The 21,193-nt window shown below is 35.3% G+C and carries 13 protein-coding genes; 12 read left to right on the top strand and 1 reads right to left on the bottom strand.

Annotated features, from left to right (window positions below):
- The first annotated feature begins 36 nt into the window (after nucleotides 1-36).
- Together BLT48_RS02600 and BLT48_RS02605 are read left to right on the top strand one after the other, a co-directional pair.
- Complete coding sequence (locus BLT48_RS02600) at nucleotides 37-1,788, top strand: ABC transporter ATP-binding protein (RefSeq protein ID WP_035022761.1); 1,752 nt, start codon at nucleotides 37-39, stop codon at nucleotides 1,786-1,788.
- Nucleotides 1,788-3,596: an ABC transporter ATP-binding protein gene (locus BLT48_RS02605; protein ID WP_089974982.1), complete on the top strand. Its 1,809-nt coding sequence runs from the start codon at nucleotides 1,788-1,790 to the stop codon at nucleotides 3,594-3,596. Before BLT48_RS02600 ends, BLT48_RS02605 begins: the two co-directional genes overlap by 1 nt.
- A 98-nt stretch (nucleotides 3,597-3,694) precedes the next feature.
- On the opposite strand, the gene BLT48_RS02610 is transcribed toward BLT48_RS02605, so the two are convergent.
- Nucleotides 3,695-4,315: a lysophospholipid acyltransferase family protein gene (locus BLT48_RS02610; protein WP_035022767.1), complete on the bottom strand. Its 621-nt coding sequence runs from the start codon at nucleotides 4,313-4,315 to the stop codon at nucleotides 3,695-3,697.
- A gap of 269 nt (nucleotides 4,316-4,584) precedes the next feature.
- Between BLT48_RS02610 and BLT48_RS02615 the strand changes: the two genes are divergently transcribed.
- From BLT48_RS02615 to BLT48_RS02660, 10 genes are all read left to right on the top strand, one after another.
- Nucleotides 4,585-7,812 carry a DEAD/DEAH box helicase gene (locus BLT48_RS02615; RefSeq protein WP_089974985.1) on the top strand — a complete coding sequence of 1,076 codons (3,228 nt, stop codon included), beginning with the start codon at nucleotides 4,585-4,587 and terminating at the stop codon, nucleotides 7,810-7,812.
- A gap of 187 nt (nucleotides 7,813-7,999) precedes the next feature.
- Entirely contained in the window at nucleotides 8,000-8,788 is a 789-nt protein-coding gene (rpsB, locus tag BLT48_RS02620; protein ID WP_089974988.1) for a 30S ribosomal protein S2, read from the top strand.
- A 149-nt stretch (nucleotides 8,789-8,937) separates the two neighbouring features.
- Nucleotides 8,938-9,819 carry a translation elongation factor Ts gene (gene tsf, locus BLT48_RS02625; protein WP_089974991.1) on the top strand — a complete coding sequence of 294 codons (882 nt, stop codon included), beginning with the start codon at nucleotides 8,938-8,940 and terminating at the stop codon, nucleotides 9,817-9,819.
- 237 nt (nucleotides 9,820-10,056) lie between these two features.
- Nucleotides 10,057-10,779, top strand: coding sequence for a UMP kinase (pyrH, locus tag BLT48_RS02630; RefSeq protein WP_013710712.1), 723 nt, complete (start codon nucleotides 10,057-10,059; stop codon nucleotides 10,777-10,779).
- Between the two features lie 2 nt (nucleotides 10,780-10,781).
- Entirely contained in the window at nucleotides 10,782-11,339 is a 558-nt protein-coding gene (gene frr, locus BLT48_RS02635) for a ribosome recycling factor (protein ID WP_035022782.1), read from the top strand.
- Between the two features lie 404 nt (nucleotides 11,340-11,743).
- The gene (gene uppS, locus BLT48_RS02640; RefSeq protein WP_411155649.1) at nucleotides 11,744-12,556 is read left to right on the top strand and encodes an undecaprenyl pyrophosphate synthase; all 813 of its coding nucleotides are present in this window, start codon (nucleotides 11,744-11,746) and stop codon (nucleotides 12,554-12,556) included.
- 21 nt (nucleotides 12,557-12,577) lie between these two features.
- Nucleotides 12,578-13,363, top strand: coding sequence for a phosphatidate cytidylyltransferase (locus tag BLT48_RS02645; protein ID WP_089974997.1), 786 nt, complete (start codon nucleotides 12,578-12,580; stop codon nucleotides 13,361-13,363).
- A 186-nt stretch (nucleotides 13,364-13,549) separates the two neighbouring features.
- A complete protein-coding gene (gene rseP / locus BLT48_RS02650; RefSeq protein ID WP_089975000.1) occupies nucleotides 13,550-14,824 on the top strand; it encodes an RIP metalloprotease RseP in 1,275 nt (424 codons plus the stop codon).
- Nucleotides 14,825-14,882: 58 nt separating this feature from the next.
- Nucleotides 14,883-16,589, top strand: coding sequence for a proline--tRNA ligase (locus tag BLT48_RS02655; RefSeq protein WP_089975003.1), 1,707 nt, complete (start codon nucleotides 14,883-14,885; stop codon nucleotides 16,587-16,589).
- Nucleotides 16,590-16,723: 134 nt separating this feature from the next.
- Nucleotides 16,724-21,064 carry a PolC-type DNA polymerase III gene (locus tag BLT48_RS02660; RefSeq protein WP_089975006.1) on the top strand — a complete coding sequence of 1,447 codons (4,341 nt, stop codon included), beginning with the start codon at nucleotides 16,724-16,726 and terminating at the stop codon, nucleotides 21,062-21,064.
- Nucleotides 21,065-21,193 lie beyond the last annotated feature (129 nt).

Here is a 21,193-nt window from a genome sequence, read left to right on the forward strand (position 1 = left end):
TTAACAGGATCATTAGTAAAGGGGTGAGGAAAGAAAATGGGAATTTATAAAAAATTAGGTTGGTTTTTTAAACAAGAAAAAAAAGCGTATATTACTGGTGTGTTATTTTTGTTTCTTGTAGCAATTATTCAATTAGTTCCTCCTAGGATAGTGGGAGTTATTGTAGATGAAGTTGGTCAAGGAACGTTAACGCTTAAAAGGTTGATCCAATGGTTAAGTATTTTAGTAATTGCAGCGATTGCAAGTTACCTATTTCGTTACATCTGGCGTGTAAATATTTGGGGAACATCTGCCAAATTGGAACGAATACTGAGAACACGATTATTTAACCACTTTACTGAAATGGACAATAGTTTTTTTCAAAAGTACCGTACAGGAGATTTAATGGCGCATGCAACGAATGATTTAACAGCAGTTCGAAATGTTGCTGGTGGCGGGATATTGACCTTAGCGGATTCAGTTATTACAGGAGGTACAACGATTATTGCCATGGCACTAGTGGTTGATTGGAGGTTAACGTTAATTGCATTGATACCACTCCCATTGCTTGCTATAGCCTCACGTGTTTTGGGTTCAAAACTCCATGAGCGTTTTAGAGGAGCGCAAGCGGCTTTTTCTAATATGAATGATAAAGCGCAAGAGAGTATATCAGGTATGAAAGTCTTAAAAACATTCGGGCAGGAAGATGAAGATGTTGAAGAATTCAGACAAAAAACTAAACAAGTAGTTGCTGAAAATCGAAAAGTGTATAAAATTGATTCGCTGTTCGACCCTACGATTACGTTTATCATGGGCATTTCTTATGTATTGACCATTATAATGGGTGGGAGATATATAAACTCAGGCACCATCACTATTGGTGAACTAATTTCCTTTATCAATTATATAGCTATGCTGGTTTGGCCGATGTTTGCTATTGGCCGATTATTTAATATTTTGGAACGTGGAAGTGCAAGTTACAATCGAGTTGAGAAATTACTTTTAGAACGCTCAAAAATCATTGAAAAACCTTCAGCATTAACGAAAAAAATAAGAGGAGATATTCAGTATTCCATTGAAAAATTTTCTTACCCTAAATCTGATGTTCCAACGTTAAAAGAGGTTCATTTTGAACTAAAACGTGGGCAAACGCTCGGCGTAGTAGGGAAAACAGGAGCTGGAAAAACCAGCATTTTCAAATTACTTTTAAGAGAATACGATCGTTATCGTGGACGTATTCTCTATGGGAATGAAGACATTAGAGACTACACGTTAGACGCCTTGCTGCAGCAAATCGGTTACGTACCACAAGATCAATTCTTATTTTCGACAAGTATCAAAGAAAATATTCGTTTTGCTAATCCAGAACTATCGCAAGAAGAGGTTGAAAAAGCAGCAGAGTTAACGGCCATTCATACCGATATCTTAGAAATGCCTAATGGGTATGACACAGTAGTCGGAGAACGAGGCGTTTCGTTATCGGGAGGCCAAAAACAACGGATCTCAATTGCTCGAGCGTTGATTATTAAACCTGAGCTGTTGATTCTAGATGATGCTCTATCTGCAGTAGATGCTAAAACTGAAGAGAGAATATTATCCGCTTTGAAAAAAGAGCGATCTGAACAAACAACGATTATAGCTGCTCATCGAATCAGCAGTGTTATGCATGCAGATGAAATTATCGTTATCGATAATGGTGAGGTTAGTGAACGAGGAACACATGCTGATTTACTCATTCAAAATGGATGGTATAAAGAGATGTTCGATAGTCAACAACTTGAACAGAAAATTGAAGGAGGTGCAGACTAATGGAACAAGAATCAACGTGGTCAAAATCATTTACTACTAAAGAACAAGTGACTATTTTAAGAAGAATCATTACGTTTGCTTCGCCTTTCAAAATTCAATTCGCAGCGGGTATCTTATTTGGTGTTTTGTTAGCTGTCACAAATATTATTTTGCCAAGAATCCTTCAAGTATTTATTGATAATTATTTATCAAAGGGAACGGCAACCAATCAGATCATCGGAATGTTTGCTTTGATTTATTTTGGCATGACGCTGGTAAAAATTATTTTTTGGTACCTTAACCTTTATTTATACAATATGGCTTCAGAACAAACAGTGGAAAATATTCGTAATGCAATTTTTAAAAAGTTGCACACTTTGGGTATGCGTTTCTTTGACCAAACTCCTGCGGGCTCAATCGTTACGAGAGTAACAAATGACACAGAAACCATTAAAGAGTTTTGGTCGGTATTTCTGACTATTATACAAGGGATGCTTGGTGTTATCACATCTCTTATTGCTATGATGCTGTTGAATGTCCAAATCTCTCTATGGATTGTTGCGTTGATTCCAGTATTAGGAGTGGTCATTTGGTATTATCAAAAGTTTAGTTCAAGATTGTACCGAAATATGAGAGAAAAATTAAGTTTGTTAAATTCAAAATTAGCTGAATCAGTTAATGGAATGAGTATCATCCAACAATTTCGTCAAGAAAAAAGATTGCAAAAAGAGTTTGATGAAACGAACATGGAGTATTACAAACTGCGTTATGCAATGGTAAAGACAAATTCAATTTTATTAAGTCCAGTCATTGATTTCCTATATACCCTTTCACTAATTCTTATTTTAGGTTTTTTTGGATATGATTCGTTAAACGGACCAATAAGTGTAGGGGTTATTTATGCATTCACATCCTATGCGCGCAATTTCTTTAATCCTATGACAAGCATGATGGACAGCTTGAGTATCTTTCAAGATGGTATTGTTTCAAGTAGTCGAGTGTTGAATGTACTAGATAATGATGAATATACACCGCAACAACACAAAACAGCAGACGCTGAAATTCAAGCTGCTAAAATTGAGTTTAAACATGTGAGTTTTTCTTATGATGGGAAACACAATGTATTAAATGATATCTCTTTTGTTGCTTTACCCGGACAAACGGTTGCCTTGGTAGGCCACACAGGGAGTGGTAAAAGTTCTATCATTAATGTTATGATGCGCTTTTATGAATTCTTTGAAGGCGAGATTTTGATTGATGATGTTCCTATTAAGAATTATCCGATAAAGGAATTAAGAAAAAAAATGGGGTTAGTTTTACAAGATTCCTTTTTATTTTACGGAACGATCAAAGACAATATCCGCTTGAAAAATCCAGCTATAACAGATTTTCAAATAGAAGAAGCTGCCCAATTTGTTCAAGCAGATACCTTCATTGAGAAATTAGCGAACCAATATGATTCTAAAGTCATCGAGCGGGGAGCTAGTTATTCAACAGGGCAAAAGCAATTGATTTCTTTTGCAAGTACAATAGTTACTGATCCTAAAATATTGATTTTGGATGAAGCAACGGCAAATATTGATACTGAAACCGAAACGCTTATTCAAGAAGGTCTCAGGAAAATGCGAAAAGGGCGTACAACGTTGGCTATTGCTCATCGTCTATCTACCATTCGTGATGCTGATTTAATTCTTGTCTTGGACCATGGAAGAATTGTCGAGCGTGGCAACCATGATGAGTTGATTCAACAAAATGGCATCTATTATGATATGTATCGCCTGCAAAATAGTGGTCTTCAAAATGAGGATAGTATGTCCGAAAACATTTAGGCTTTCATTAAATGCAAAAATTAGTGGAAGATGAACGCGATATTCTAATCTATAACGAAAAGAGGAGCTGGGACAAATTGTCCTAGCTCCTCTTTTTGCTATTTCTTATAGTCGTATTTAAATGAAGGGTCAATTTCATAATCCAATTGGTCAAAAGCTTGTTGGATTTGTTCGTCGATTGCCTTTAAATTTTCTTTTGAAAGCTTCACTGTACGGTCTATAGTGATTGGGTCTCCAAAACGCACGGTCACTTTTTTTCTTTTTAACAGGCCACTTAAAGTCATGGGTCCTTGATAAACTGCTGGAATAATTGGCACACCGCTCAGTTTAGCAATTGTAGCGGCGCCACCTTTTATTTCATTTGAGTGTCTTGTTCCTGTTGGAAAGATCATTAAACTTAAATTTCCTTTCTTAAGGATTTTTACAGGTGTTTTAATAGCACTTGGACCAGGATTAGCCCGATCGACCGGAAATGCATTTGCGTGTCTGATGACCCAACTAAGAATAGGATTTTTGAACAATTCTTTTTTTGCCATAAATGTAAATGGTTTAGGGCTAGCAGCTAGTGCTAAATAGACTGGATCAATCCAGGTTCTATGGGGTGCCACTAATATATAGGATGTATCTGTTGGAAGTTTGTCACGATTTTCATAATGGGCATTGCCATTTAAAATCGCTAACAAAAAGCGTAAAGTGCCGCGTAAAATTCTATAAAACAAAATGATTCAACCTCTCATTAATTCAATTTTCTAGTACATTTTTATACTAATAGTATGATTCATAACCCGTATTATAGCAAGTTATTTTTAATTTAACCATGGATAGTTAGAATCTATAAAATAGTTGCAGAATGAAAACGGCAGAACTCTACAAATTTAAAAGAAAAAATTTTCTTTTTTACCCATAATGACGTACAATAGAGAGATAGAAAAAAACGTGCTTGAAAAATAATTATTTTATAAAAAGCAAGAAAGTAGGGGAATGTTGAATGAAATGGAGTATACCAGAACGCGTGATTGAGCAAGGAAGACAATACGTTGCCGAAAAACGCGTCCTTTCAGTCAACTCAATATTAGATAAAAAAATATGGTCTGCTGAAGTCATGGGAAGCGATATATTTCATGTTGAATTAGATGGTTCAACAAAGGAAGATGATTTTTGTGAATGTCTTTATTGGAAAAATCACGGCTATTGCAAACATACAGTTGCTGTTGAACTGGAATTGAGAGATAGAAAAATAAGCCGAATAATGACAGCTGAAAATGCAAAAAAAGTCGCTATTGACTCACCCAATCCAGGACAAGAGTTAACGGAGTCTTTTACACGTATATTTTTAAATGAGAATAGAAAAATAACTGCTTCTACTAAACAAAAACAATCATTGAAATTGGAATATAAAGTTGAAGTAAAACCAATGACTACTGCACTTATAAGAACCTCATTTGATGTACTAGCCTTAAGTCTTAAAGCTGGAATAGATAAAATGTATATTATAAAAGATTTGCCATTATTTTTAGAATGCTTTATCAAAAAGGAAACAGTGGAGTTAAAAGCTGGTCAAGAAATAAATTTTAAGGATATTTCGATTAAAAAAGAAGACAATGAGATTTTAACGAATCTATACAAGCAACAGAAATCCATTCAACTGGTTTCTGGAGAAAATAAAGATGCAAAATCACTATTATCAAACAGTCGTTATTTGATATTGATGACTGCTTTAGCAGAAGAAACGCTTTTAGATATACAAGATAGTGGGAATTTACAGTTTGTTGCAGCAAACAACACTTATAAAACGATGATGTTTGTAGAAGATAAAATGCCCTTTTCTTTTGATATCTCCCAAAAGAATAATACGGTACTGTTATCCATTACAAGTCTAGCAGACAGCCATCTTAAAGAATACGATTGGTTTGTTGCGGACAATATTGTGTTCCAGCCAACATTAGAACAGATGCGTGCATATCGTCCATTACAACAGTTTTTACAACGGTACGATAGCGACAATATTACAATAGAACCAGCGGATATGCCAGATTTCACTGCCTATGTTATGCCATTACTTGTGAAAATAGGAAATGTTTCGATTGATGATCAATTGAAAGATTCTTTTGTTCAAGAACCTTTAGCAACATCCGTTTATTTTGAATACCAGAATGAGGCAGTACATGCGACAGTAGAGTTTAATTATAAACACATGATTTTATCTACTGATCCTTCTAAGAATCAATTACCAGAAGAAGGCGTACAAATTATTCGAGACAGTGAAAAAGAAATGAAAATTATCAATCAACTTATTGGATTTGATTACCACCGTACAGAAACAAATTATACGAAACGTATGGTTCGTGATGATGATTTTTATACCTTATTTACAAAGGAAATCCCAACACTTGAATTAGATGCTACTGTTTATGTAGATGATTTATTGGATAGTATGTTTTTGAACCAAATTGATCCTGAAACGATTATCGACTTGCAAAATGAAGGCTCCTTTCTTGACGTTCGTTTTGACATTAAAGGGATTACACCTGAAGAAGTTGATGATGTATTAAAAAGTTTAGTAGAAAAAAAAGCTTTTCACAAATTTGATAATGGAACCATCCTTTCACTAGAATCAGAAAGCTTTAAGCAAGTCAGTGATGTATTGAACGAATTACGCGTCACAAAGAAATTTCAAAATGGTGGGGTCCAACTACCAAGTTATCGTGGCTTAGAATTAAATGAAAAATTCTCGTTGGATGAAAAAACTAAAGGAACCGTATCAAAGAAATTCAAAAATTTGATACGCGATTTAAATTTCCCAGAGGAATTTGAGGTTGACGTTCCCAAGTCTTTAAAAGCAGAATTAAGACCTTATCAAAAAACAGGATTTCAGTGGCTGAAGATGTTGTCTCAATATGGGTTTGGTGGTATCTTAGCGGATGATATGGGACTTGGAAAAACGATTCAAGTCATCACTTATATTTTATCTGAAATTGAGGAAAAGGGACAAAATGATCCTTTCCTTATCGTTGCTCCAGCGTCGTTAATCTATAATTGGCATTTTGAAATCGAAAAATTCGCTCCTTCAGTTGAAAGTATTGTAATCTCTGGTACAGCTGAAGAAAGAATGCAGTTGATTGAAAATGTTAAGCCTAATCAAGTTTTGATCACATCCTATCCTAGTTTTAGGCAAGATGTTGTTCATTACAAGAAAATGGCATTCAGCACACTGATTTTAGACGAATCACAAATGGTGAAAAACCATAACACGAAAACGTCTCAAGCATTAAGAGACCTAACCATTAAAAAACGTTTTGCATTAAGTGGAACACCTATTGAAAATAAAATTGAAGAATTATGGGCTATTTTCCAATTAATTATGCCAGGATTTTTCCCTTCAATCAAAAAGTTCAAAACTCTTCCAAATGAGCAGATTGCTAAAATGATCCGTCCTTTTGTATTAAGACGAATCAAAAAAGATGTGCTGAAAGAGTTACCGGATAAAATTGAAACCAATTTGTACAGTCAAATGACAAAAGAACAAAAAACTGTCTACCTTGCGTATTTACAACGAATCCAAGAAAGTGTAAATAGCATGAATGGAGCAGAGTTTAAAAAGAATCGCATTGAGATTTTGGCAGGATTGACACGTCTAAGACAAATTTGTTGTGATCCTAAATTATTCATTGATGATTACGAAGGCAGTTCTGGAAAATTGGAGCAACTTAAAGAAACGATTCAAACTGCAAGAGAAAATGGAAGACGTATTTTAATCTTTTCTCAATTTACTTCTATGCTGGCCATTATTGAAAAGGAATTAGATGAGCAAGAAATTGAAACATTTTATTTAAGTGGTCAAACAAAACCTAAAGAACGAATTGAAATGGTGAATCAATTTAATGCTGGAGAAAAAGATGTATTCCTTATTTCTCTTAAAGCAGGTGGAACAGGATTGAATCTTACCGGTGCCGATATGGTTATTCTGTATGATCTATGGTGGAACCCAGCAGTTGAAGAACAGGCAGCCGGTCGTGCACATAGAATTGGACAGAAAAAAGTTGTCCAAGTGCTACGTCTAATTGCTGAAGGAACTATTGAGGAGAAAATTGACCAATTACAACAAGAGAAGAAAGCCTTGTTTGATCAAATAATTACAGAAGACGGAACAATTCAAAAAGAAGGAAGTCAGTTAAGTGAAGATGACATTCGTGAAATTTTGAGTATCGGGATGTAGCAAGAAATAAAAAACGACAGTTAGGCTTGATTTTTTTATCTTTATCCTATACAATTATTAACGGTGCTAAAAGCACTGAAAATTATTTCACACTTCAAAGGATGTAAAGGACGGTGCTTGATTAGTCAAGTCTCCTTACAGTTGAATTTGAAGGAGGAAAATAAAAAACCAATGGAGGAAATATATTATGGCAGTAATTTCAATGAAACAATTGCTTGAAGCAGGAGTTCATTTTGGTCACCAAACACGTCGTTGGAACCCTAAAATGAAACGTTATATCTTTACAGAAAGAAGTGGTATCTACATCATCGACTTACAAAAAACTGTTAAGTTAGCTGATGCAGCATACAACTACATGAAAGAAGTATCTGAAAATGGCGGAATCGCTTTATTCGTTGGTACTAAAAAACAAGCACAAGAAGCTATTAAAGACGAAGCAATTCGTTCTGGACAATACTTTGTAAACCACCGTTGGTTAGGTGGAACATTAACAAACTGGGATACTATACAAAAACGTATCAAACGTTTGAAAGCTATCAACAAAATGGAAGAAGACGGAACTTTTGATGTCCTTCCTAAAAAAGAAGTTGGGATCTTAATCAAACAACGTGACCGTCTTGAAAAATTCCTAGGTGGGATCCAAGATATGCCTAGAATTCCAGATGTAATGTTCGTTGTTGACCCTCGTAAAGAACGTATTGCGATTCAAGAAGCACACAAATTAAACATTCCAGTAGTAGCAATGGTTGATACTAACTGTGATCCAGATGAAATCGATGTTATCATCCCATCAAACGATGACGCTATCCGCGCTGTTAAATTGATTACTTCAAAAATGGCTGATGCTATGATTGAAGGAAACCAAGGTGAAGATGAAGTCGTTGAAGAAACTTTCACAGCTGAAGCACCAGAAGCTTCTGAAACTGCTTCAATTGAAGAAATCGTTGAAGTTGTTGAAGGAAATAACGCTGAATAATAACTAATTAAATTGATATAGGCTGTCTCGAGTAGGGAGAAGTGAGAAGCGACTTTTTACGAAGCGGCGTCATTTCTTTCATGACGAGACAGTCTTTTTTTATGAAAATTAATAAAAAACTAATACAACTCACTAGGAGGAAATATAGAATGGCAAAAGTAACAGCTCAACTAGTTAAAAAATTACGTGACATGACAGGCGTTGGAATGATGGACGCTAAAAAAGCATTGGTTGCTGTTGATGGAGACATCGACGCTGCAGTTGATCACTTAAGAGAAACAGGTATGGCAAAAGCAGCTAAAAAAGCTGACCGTATCGCTGCTGAAGGATTAGCTGGCGTATACGTTAACGGAAATGTTGGTTCTATTACAGAAATCAACTCTGAAACTGACTTTGTTTCTAAAAATCAACAATTTCAAAAATTAGTTAAAGATGTAACTGAAGCAATTGCTGAAGGAAATCCTGAAACTGTTGAAGCGGCTCAATCTCTTAAAGCAGGAGATGGAACTGTAGAAACTGAAATATTAGCAGCAGTAACTAAAATCGGTGAAAAAATCGAATTACGTCGTTTTGCGCGTGTTGAAAAAACTGATGCAGACGCTTTTGGAGCTTACTCTCACATGGGAGGACGTATTGCTGTATTAGTTGTTCTTGAAGGAACAACTGACGAAGATGTTGCTCGCGATATTGCTATGCATATTGCTGCTATCAATCCTAAATACGTTTCTCGCGACCAAGTTTCTCAAGAAGAAATCGATCACGAAACAAAAATATTGACTGAGCAAGCTTTAAACGAAGGCAAACCAGCTAATATTGTTGAAAAAATGATCCAAGGCCGTTTAAATAAATATTTAGCTGAAATTTCTTTAGTTGACCAACCTTTTGTTAAAGATCCTGATTTAACAGTTGGTAAATATATTGCATCTAAAGGTGCTGTAGTTAAATCATTTGTTCGCTTTGAAGTTGGCGAAGGAATTGAAAAACGTGAAGATAACTTTGCTGAAGAAGTTATGAATCAAGTGAATAAATAAATCGATTTTAGTTAAAAAAGGAGCGCAACAGTTGCGTTCCTTTTTTACTACAGTTTTTTGTTGACTCATTTGCTTTTGACCGAGCTAGTTAAGAGTGGCCATCTTGTTCGTTCTGTAAATATTTGATACATAGTGATCTCACTAAAGGAACCGGTACAAGGTCCATCTTTTAAATGAAGTTTCTGTCAGAGTATGGTAAAATAGTAAAAGTGAACGAGCCAATGGAGGGAAATATAAATGAATGAACCAAAGTACAAACGTGTTGTTTTAAAACTAAGCGGTGAAGCCTTAGCTGGTGATACAGGATTTGGAATAAAACCACCAACAATAAAAGAAATTTGTAAAGAAATTAAAGAAGTAAAAGAATTAGGCGTAGAAATTGCCATTGTTGTTGGAGGCGGAAATATTTGGCGCGGTCAAGTTGGTTCTGAAATGGGCATGGAGCGAGCACAAGCAGACTATATGGGAATGCTCGCTACAGTTATGAATGCATTAGCATTGCAAGATTGCCTTGAAAATGAAGGAGTTCCAACTCGTGTTCAAACATCTATCGAAATGCGCCAAATTGCTGAACCGTATATTCGTAGAAAAGCAGTGCGTCATTTAGAAAAGGGACGAGTTGTCATCTTTGCTGGTGGAACTGGAAATCCTTATTTCTCAACAGACACAACATCTGCTTTAAGAGCAGCAGAAATTGATGCTGACGTTATCTTGATGGCTAAAAATAACGTTGACGGTATTTATTCAGCGGATCCAAAATTAGATAAAACAGCTACAAAATTTGAAGAATTAACACATTTGGAAATCATTAATAAAGGTTTACAAGTAATGGATACAACTGCAAGTTCTTTGAGTATGGATAACAACATTCCATTGGTCGTATTTAATTTAAATGAAACTGGAAACATAAAACGTGTTGCATTAGGTGAAACTATTGGAACAACGGTTAGGGGGAAATAATTATGACAAACGCAATTTTAGAAACAATGAAAGAAAAAATGGTTAAAACAGAAGGTGCTTTACAACGTGAACTAGGAACAATTCGTGCAGGCCGTGCAAATGCAGGACTATTAGACAGAATTAATGTTGTCTATTATGGAGCACCAACACCTTTAAAACAATTGGCTCAAATTTCAGTACCAGAACCTCGTGTGTTAATGGTTACTCCATTTGATAAAACATCTATTTCTGATATTGAAAAAGCAATTATGCAAAGTGATCTTGGAATCAGTCCGGCAAATGACGGAAATGTTATTCGTTTGGTCATTCCGCAATTAACAGAAGAGCGCCGTAAAGAATTAGCAAAAAAAGTGGGTAAAGAAGCTGAAAATGCTAAAGTTTCCGTTCGTAACATTCGTCGTGAAGCAATTGATGAATTGAAAAAAGCAGAAAAAAATAACGAAATTACTCAAGATGATTTACGGACTTTTGAAGAAGACATCCAAAAAATTACAAATGATAGTGTTAAAAATATTGATGGTATCGCTGCAGATAAAGAAAAAGAATTATTAGACGTATAATTTTGGAACAAGTAAAAAGCACTACAGACCTTTACGTAAGGTTCTGTAGTGCTTTTATTTATGAAAAGCAGTTTAAATTAAGCTTTTCTTTTATCGTCACCCATTAACAAACTCGTTAACTTGGTTACTATAGCGGAAATAATTAAACCGACTATGAATTTTTTAATTCTTCTGTTCATTTTAGTGTCCTCCTTAAGTAACTAACTGAGTATAATTTATTATAGCATTATTCATTTTTTGAGCCCACTAAAAGGCTCTCATTGCTATCATTTAGTGAATAAATAAGAGGGTGTACGAATTTTATAAAAGAATCCAATGACATAACTATTGCTATTTCTTAAGGATTTACTAAAAAAATTGTTTATTATTAAATTTAATAGGATTTTACCCCCTTTTTTGCTACAATGAGTAATGGTGAATTACGAAGTGGAGGGAAACTCTTGAACTGGTTATTTAAGAAAAGAAATCAAAAAGAAAAAGAAATCACAGCTGTTTCTTTTAATGCTGATGAAAAAATTCCACAACATATTGCTATTATTATGGATGGAAACGGACGCTGGGCTCAAAATAAATTCATGCCTCGAATCGCTGGTCATAAAGAAGGAATGAATACTGTAAAAAAAGTAACCAAAAGAGCAAGTCAAATGGGTGTAAAGGTATTATCGCTTTACGCATTTTCAACTGAAAATTGGAAACGTCCTGATGATGAAGTAAGCTTTTTAATGCAATTACCGGTTGATTTTTTTGACACGTTTGTACCTGAATTAATGGAGCAAAACGTTCAAGTACAAGTTATGGGTTTTATAGAACAACTCCCTAAACATACTCGCAACGCTGTCGAAAAGGCCATAGCAGATACTAAAGAAAATACAGGTATGGTATTAAATTTTGCGCTCAACTATGGAGGACGCAGTGAATTGATTGAAGCTTCTAAAGCTATCGCTGAAAAAGTGAAAGCTGGAGAAATTGAGGTTGAAGATATTACAGAATCTTTATTTGAAGAATCTTTAATGACACATGCGTTAAAGGATTATCAAAATGTTGATTTCATGATTCGCACAAGTGGTGAAGAGCGAATCAGTAATTTTATGCTATGGCAAAATGCATATAGTGAATTTTACTTTTCTCAAGAGCTTTGGCCGGACTTTAATGAACAAGCATTAGAACAAGCTATCGGAGTTTATCAAAAACGACACCGACGTTTTGGGGGATTATAATTAAGTTAGGAGGAAACACAAGTGAAACAACGCATTATAACGGCAATTGTTGCTCTTATTCTTTTTGTTCCAGTCGTTTATATGGGTTCTTGGATTCTAGAATTTGTAGTTGCTGGTCTAGGGATAATTGGATTATTTGAACTATTTAGAATGAAGGGCAATAAGCTCTTTACAATTGAAGGCATTATTTCTATTTTGGCATTATTAGTATTATTATTTCCACATTATGTATCCATGTTTTTGCCAGAGTATATGAACTCACAAGTGATTTTGTATCTCTTTATCTTATTGTTATTAGTTTGTACCGTATTTTCAAAAAACAATTTTACATTTGATGACGTTGCGGTTTCAGTTCTAGGAATAATGTACATAGGGTATGGATTTAGATTCTTGTTGTTAACAAGGCATTCAGGGTTAGATTTATTGTTATTTGTTTTATTTGTAGTTTGGGCAACGGATATTGGAGCGTACTTGATTGGTAGAAAATTGGGTAAACACAAACTTGCTCCATCAATCAGCCCTAATAAAACAATTGAAGGTGCTTTAGGCGGAGTAGTTATGGCTTTAATCGTAGGGTTCATTTATTTGACTTTCTATCCACAAAACTACACTACTGGTTTGATGTTAGCTCTAACCGTTGTTCTTTCAGTAGCTGGACAACTTGGAGACTTAGTTGAATCTGCATTTAAGCGGTATTACAACGTAAAAGACTCTGGTAATTTGCTTCCTGGTCATGGCGGTATTTTAGATCGTTTTGACAGCTTGCTTTTTGTGTTGCCAATCCTTTATTTTTCAGGATTGATTTAATCTTCATATTGAAACGAGAAAGTAGTTGTCCTTTATTGTGATGGCTACTTTTCTCATATAGACAATAAATTGATAAGTCGATTGGTTATTACACTCAACTTATGATAGAATTAAACTTGTTTTGTATGCAGGTTTAATTAGAGAATCAGGAACAAATTTTTAATGAAGTGCTAAAGGAGAGAGTATATGATCACTACCATTATTACCTTTATTATAGTGTTTAGTATTTTAGTTATTTTTCACGAATTTGGACATTATTATTTTGCAAAAAAAGCAGGTATCTTAGTTAGAGAATTTGCTATTGGGTTTGGGCCTAAGATATTTTCTTATCGTAAAGGTGAAACAACGTTTACAATTCGCATCTTACCAGTAGGCGGATATGTTCGCATGGCTGGATACGAAGAAGAAACTGAAATAAAACCAGGTACACCGATTGGCTTAATAGTAAACGATAATAATGAAGTGACATTAATCAATAATTATAAGAAGAAGCAATTATTAGATGCTGTCCCAATGGAAGTAAGTGCTATTGATTTAGAAAAAGACTTATATGTAGAGGGTTACTTAGCCGGAGATGAAACGAACTTGGTCCGTTACCCAGTACTAAGGGATGCTATGATCATAGAAGAAGATGGTACAGAAGTTCAGATTGCACCACTTGACGTTCAGTTTCAAGCTGCTAGTTTGCCAAAAAGAATGATGACAAACTTTGCAGGTCCAATGAACAATTTTATTTTAGCTGCGGTTGCATTTATGGTGCTTGCTTTCATGCAAGGTGGAGTAGTCAGCCAAGAAAATATTTTAGGTACGGTGGTTCCAGATAGCCCGGCAGCAGAAGCTGGCTTAAAAGATGGCGACCGTATTGTTCAGATTGATGATGAAAAGATCACCAGCTGGACTGAAATGGTAGAAATTATACGAGTGAATCCTGATAAGGAATTGCTATTTCATATCGAATCAGCTGATGGAACTGAGAAAACAGTGCCACTAACACCAGCTGCTAATGAAACGGCTGATGGAACCGAAGTTGGTCAAATTGGTGTAGAAAATAGTTTAGATACATCATTTTGGGCGAAAATCAGTTTTGGTTTTACTGAAACGTGGTTTTGGATGACTCAATTGTTTACTGTGCTAGGTTCGATGTTTACAAAAGGGTTCTCAATTGACATGTTTGGTGGCCCGGTTGCTATTTATGCAACGACTGAAACAGTTGTTAGAACAGGATTAATTGGAATAGTCAATTGGCTAGCTGTTTTAAGTGTAAATTTAGGAATCGTGAATTTGTTGCCTATTCCAGGTCTTGATGGTGGGAAACTGCTATTAAACATTGTAGAAGGTGTACGAGGCAAACCATTAAGTGAAGAGAAGGAAGGCATGATCACATTGGTTGGTGTCGCCTTACTGCTGTTACTGATGGTGTTAGTTACATGGAACGATATCCAAACGTATTTTTTTAATTAAAGCCTAACAAAAATTTGATAAAGATGAATTTAACGTGTCAAAAAGGAGACAGCAAACGATGAAACAATCAAAATTATTTATTCCAACTTTAAGAGATGTACCCAATGAGGCAGAAGTTCTTAGCCATAAAATGTTGTTAAGGGCTGGATACATCAGACAACTATCAAGTGGTGTTTATAGCTACCTGCCATTGGCAACACGTGTATTAGAGAAATTGAAAAATATTATGCGTGAAGAATTTGAAAAAATCAATGCAGTTGAAATGTTGATGCCTTCATTATTGCCACGTGAATTATGGGAAGAATCTGGGCGTTATGAAACATATGGCGAAGACTTGATGAAATTAAAGGACCGTCATGGACGTGACTACCTTTTAGGACCTACTCATGAAGAAGCTTTTACAACTTTGATACGTGATGAAATTTCTTCATATAAACGGTTACCACTTTCTTTGTATCAAATTCAAACAAAGTTCCGTGATGAGAAACGTCCTCGTTCTGGTTTACTAAGAGGAAGAGAATTTATTATGAAAGATGCTTACTCTTTTCATGACAGTTTCGAGAGCTTAGATGCAACCTATCAAGACTTTGAAAAAGCTTATACAAGAATCTTTGAACGTTGCGGTCTGGATTTTAGAAGTATTATTGGTGACGCTGGTGCAATGGGAGGCAGCAATTCGAAAGAATTTATGGCTTTATCGGATATCGGCGAAGACACAATCGTTTATTCAGATTCAAGTGACTATTCTGCAAACTTAGAAATGGCTACAAGTTTCCATATGCATAAAAAATCGCTTGAGAATGAAAAAGCTTTAGAAAAAGTTGAAACACCAACTAGCAAAACGATTGCTGAGGTTTCTGAATTCTTGCAAGTAGCACCAGAAAAAATTATGAAGAGTCTATTATTCATTGCAGATGAAAAGCCTGTTTTAGTCATCATCCGTGGCGATCATGAAGTAAATGATGTTAAATTAAAAAACTATCTTGATGTTGCCTTTTTACAGTTAGCAACCGATGAAGAAACAGTTAACTATCTTGGTGTAAACGCTGGTTCGATTGGCCCAGTTGGCATTAGTGAAGATGTAAGAGTCCTTGCAGATGTGTATGTCCAAGACATGGTCAATGCTGTTGCTGGAGCGAATGAAAATGGCTATCATTATTTGAATGTTAATTTAAATCGTGATTCATCGATTGAAGACTACGTTGATTTACGCTTTGTTCAAGAAGGAGAATTATCGCCTGATGGACAAGGAGTATTGAAATTCACTAAAGGAATCGAAATAGGTCATATCTTTAAATTGGGTACTCGTTATTCAGAATCAATGAATGCTACGGTTTTAGATAATAATGGACGTTCTATACCAGTAGTGATGGGTTGTTACGGAATTGGTGTTAGTCGCTTACTTTCTGCTATTACCGAGCAACAATCGAGTGAGGAAGGTTTGAACTGGCCTAGACACTTAGCACCATATGAATTACATTTGATTCCTGTTAATATGAAAGCTGATGATCAAGTTAGCTTATCAAATGAGCTATACACGTCATTACAAAGTGCTGGTTTTTCAGTTTTATTAGACGACCGTAATGAACGTGTCGGTGTAAAATTCAAAGATTCAGATTTAATCGGAATGCCTATCCGAATTACAGTAGGTAAAAAAGCTCAAGAAAACATTGTTGAATTGAAACTTAGAAAAACTGGAGAAGCTTTAGAAGTACGTACCGAAGAACTAATCGATACATTAAACATTCTCCTAAGTTCTATTTAATCGCACGAAGACATTACTATTAAAGGAGTTCAAACAAGTACGCACATCCACTTGTCTGTACTCCTTTTACAATTGTACTTTGATTGTTCGTTTTGCTTCTTAGTACTACCCTTAGTAAGTGAAAGGAGTTTCTCATGAGTTTAAATCAAGAAGAATTATTTCAAAAATTACTAGAACAAATCGGTTTACATCATGAAGACCGTTACAAGATTCATTTTTCTCAAGCAAAAGTTTTAAAGGTAACGGTTCATAAATTATCCAAATGTTGGAACTTCCATTTGCAATTTCAAGATATTTTGCCGTTTGAAATTTATCAAAATCTGTCTGAAAAAATGCAGTTGGCTTTTAATCCAATAGCCAGTGTACAACTGACGATTGAAACGCTTCAACCAAAATTGACCATTGAAAAACTTGAACATTACTGGTCATCTGCAGTGAAATTAAGTGCAGTTTCTTCACCAATCTGTGATAAACCTTTTAGAGAACAATTTCCACTTTTGAATGGAAAAAAGATTCAATTTTATGTTGAAAATGAAGTTGTTAAAGGGCATTTAATGAATCAGTATTTGCCGCCAGTTGAAGAAGCATATGTTTCTTTAGGTTTTCCAAGATTTAAAATCGAACCGGTTATTGACGAGGAATCTCATCTGAAGAAAATAGCTGAATTCCAGGCGAAAAAAGAAGAATCGGAAACGTTGTTGGCTATTCGAGCCAATGAGAATATACAAAAAGCCGAACAAGAAAAGAAACACAATAAAAATCAAGTTCAAGCTCAAAAAGGTCCAATCGTTTTAGGCCGGAAAATTACGGCTAAAGAAGAAGTTAAACAGATGGATCAAATTGTTGAAGAAGAGCGTCGTGTTACAATTGAAGGATATGTTTTTGATGTTGAAGTACGGATATTACGATCTGAAAGACAATTACTTATACTAAAAATGACGGATTATACGTCTTCTTTTTCAGTAAAAAAATTCTCTAACTCTCCTGAAGATGAAGCAGCTTTTGCGGCTGTGAAAAAAGGAATGTGGATCCGAGTAAGAGGTAGTGTCCAAGAAGACAACTTTATGCGGGATCTTGTGTTGAATGCTCAAGATATTACGGAATGGGATCATGAGACGCGTAAAGATACTGCTCCTGAGGACAATAAACGTGTTGAATTGCATTTGCACAGCAATATGAGTCAAATGGATGCAACGAATACAGTTAGCGATCTAGTGGATCAAGCAGCTAAATGGGGACATAAAGCTGTTGCGCTAACAGATCATTTTGGCGCACAATCTTTTCCAGATGCTTTTCATGCGGGTCAAAAAAATGGCATTAAAATTCTTTATGGGATTGAAGCGAATATTGTGGATGATGGTGTACCGATTGCTTATAATCCTGAACATATTGAGTTATCTGAAGCGATTTATGTCGTCTTTGACGTGGAGACAACCGGGCTTTCGGCCGTGTACAATAGTATTATCGAGTTATCAGCCGTCAAAATGCACAAAGGCAATATTATTGAGTCTTTTGAACAATTTATTGATCCCGGTCATCCTTTGTCACAGACAACGATTAATTTAACAGGTATTACGGATGAAATGGTTCATGGCTCAAAGTCTGAGGAAGAAGTCTTAACGTTATTTAAAGAATTTGCGGGCGATCATATACTCGTTGCTCATAATGCTAGTTTTGATATGGGCTTTTTAAACACAAGTAACGCTAAACACAATATCCCAGATGCTACAAATCCTGTAATTGATACACTTGAATTGTCTCGTTTTTTACATCCACAATATAAGAGTCATCGGTTAAACACGTTAGCTAAAAAGTACGGAATTAATTTAGAACAACATCACCGTGCTATTTTTGACTCTGAAACGACTGGACAATTGTGTTGGCTTTTTCTAAAAGAGGCTAGAGAAGAACATGAGATGTTTTATCATGATCAATTAAACGAACACATTGGTGAAGGCGATGCTTATAAACGGGCTCGACCATTTCATGCAACCATTATCGCAACTTCTCAAGTCGGGTTAAAAAATCTCTTTAAATTGATTTCTTCATCTATGGTCAATTATTTTTTCCGGACGGCACGTTTGCCACGTTCTGAACTGAATAAGCTTAGAGAAGGATTGATTATTGGTACGGCTTGCAGTCAAGGAGAAGTTTTTGAAGCTATGATGCAAAAAGGATACGATGAAGCAAAAAATAAAGCAAAATTTTATGATTACATTGAAGTTATGCCTAAAGAAGTTTATGCTCCTTTAATCGAACAAGAGTTGGTTACAAATGAATCAGATTTAGAAGAAATTATTCGCAATCTTGTTAAAATAGGTGGAGAGCTAGATATTCCAGTAGTTGCAACTGGAAATGTACATTATTTAAACCCGGAAGACAGTATTTATCGTAAAATTTTAATCAATTCTCAAGGTGGAGCGAATGCATTGAATCGGGCAGAATTGCCAGAAGTTCATTTTAGAACAACAACGGAAATGTTAGAAACTTTTTCGTTTTTAGGAAAAGAAACCGCGCAACAAATTGTTGTTGAAAATACGAATAAGATTGCTGATATGGTGGATGATGATATTACACCGATCAAAACGGATTTATACACGCCAAAAATTGAAGGTTCAGAAGATGAAATACGTCAATTGAGTTATGATGAAGCGCATCGATTATATGGCAATCCTTTACCAGAAATCATTGAAAAGAGGATTGAAAAAGAACTGAATAGTATTATAGGAAATGGGTTCTCGGTTATCTATTTGATTTCACAAAAATTGGTTCACAAGAGTATGTCAGATGGTTATCTAGTTGGTTCAAGAGGTTCAGTTGGTTCTAGTTTTGTTGCAACAATGACCGGGATTACAGAAGTTAACCCAATGCCGCCACATTATACTTGCCCTAGTTGTCAGTTTTCTGAATTCTTTACAGATGGCTCTGTTGGTTCGGGATATGATCTACCAGATAAAAATTGTCCGAAATGTGAAGCACGTCTGCACAAAGATGGACACGATATTCCATTCGAAACATTCCTTGGTTTTTATGGAGACAAAGTACCAGATATTGACTTGAACTTCTCGGGCGATTATCAAGCAAAAGCGCATAATTACACAAAAGAACTCTTTGGTGAAGACTATGTGTTTCGTGCTGGAACGATTGGTACTGTTGCAGACAGAACAGCGTTTGGTTATGTAAAAGGATACGAACGGGACAACAATTTAACCTTACGTGCCGCAGAAATTGATCGATTGGCAAAAGGGTCAACTGGAGTCAAACGGACAACCGGACAACATCCAGGCGGAATTATTGTTATACCTGACTATATGGATGTCTATGATTTTACTCCTATTCAATTTCCAGCAGATGCTCAAGATTCAGAATGGAAAACAACACATTTTGATTTCCATTCTATCCATGACAATGTGTTAAAACTAGATATCTTAGGTCATGATGATCCAACCGTTATTAGAATGTTGCAAGATTTATCTGGGATTGATCCTAAAACCATTCCGACTGATGATCCAGAAGTTATGAAGATTTTTGGTGGGACTGAAGTTCTTGGCGTAACACCAGAACAAATTCAATCAAAAACAGGTACATTAGGGATACCAGAATTTGGTACACGTTTTGTAAGAGGGATGCTAGAAGAAACCATGCCAACAACTTTTGCTGAGTTGCTGCAAATATCTGGATTATCTCATGGGACAGATGTATGGTTAGGAAATGCAGAAGAATTGATTCGTATGAATAATATTCCTTTGTCAGAAGTAATTGGTTGTCGTGATGATATCATGGTTTATCTTATTCATAATGGTTTAGAAGATGGGATAGCTTTTAAAATCATGGAATCTGTTCGTAAAGGAAAAGGAATTCCTGATGATTGGCAAAAAGCGATGCGAGATCAAAAAATTCCTGAGTGGTATATTGAATCTTGTTTGAAAATCAAGTATATGTTTCCTAAAGCCCATGCTGCGGCATATGTATTAATGGCCTTACGAGTAGCTTACTATAAAGTACACTTTCCAATCCTTTATTATGCGGCCTATTTCTCTGTACGTGCCGATGATTTTGATTTAGTCGCTATGGCTAAAGGAAAAGAGAGCTTGAAATTAAAAATGAAAGAAATCACGGATAAAGGATTAGATGCTTCCACAAAAGAAAAAAATACACTGACTGTTTTAGAATTGTGTAATGAAATGGTTGAACGTGGATTTGAATTTAAAATGGTGGATCTAGAAAAATCCGATCCGACTAATTTTGTTATTGAAGGCAATTCGCTTATCGCACCATTTAGAGCTGTACCAAGTTTAGGAGCCAATGTGGCTAAACAAATTAAAGAAGCTAGAAATGACAAACCGTTCCTTTCTAAAGAAGATTTAGCTAAAAGAGGAAAAGTTTCTAAAACTGTTATTGAGTTTTTAAATGAAAATGGTGTTTTAAAAGGATTACCAGATGAAAACCAATTATCCTTATTTGATCTCTTTTAAAAATTCAACCGATTTAGATCAGTTGAATTCTTAAAGTGAAAGACAACTGAAAAGACTTATTTGATGGTGTTTTGTTGCTTATTACCTGAATTTATGGTACTATTTATTTGGATTTAGATATTCTGTTGA

This window comes from Carnobacterium viridans, assembly GCF_900102725.1.
In the GTDB taxonomy this organism is placed as follows: domain Bacteria; phylum Bacillota; class Bacilli; order Lactobacillales; family Carnobacteriaceae; genus Carnobacterium_B; species Carnobacterium_B viridans.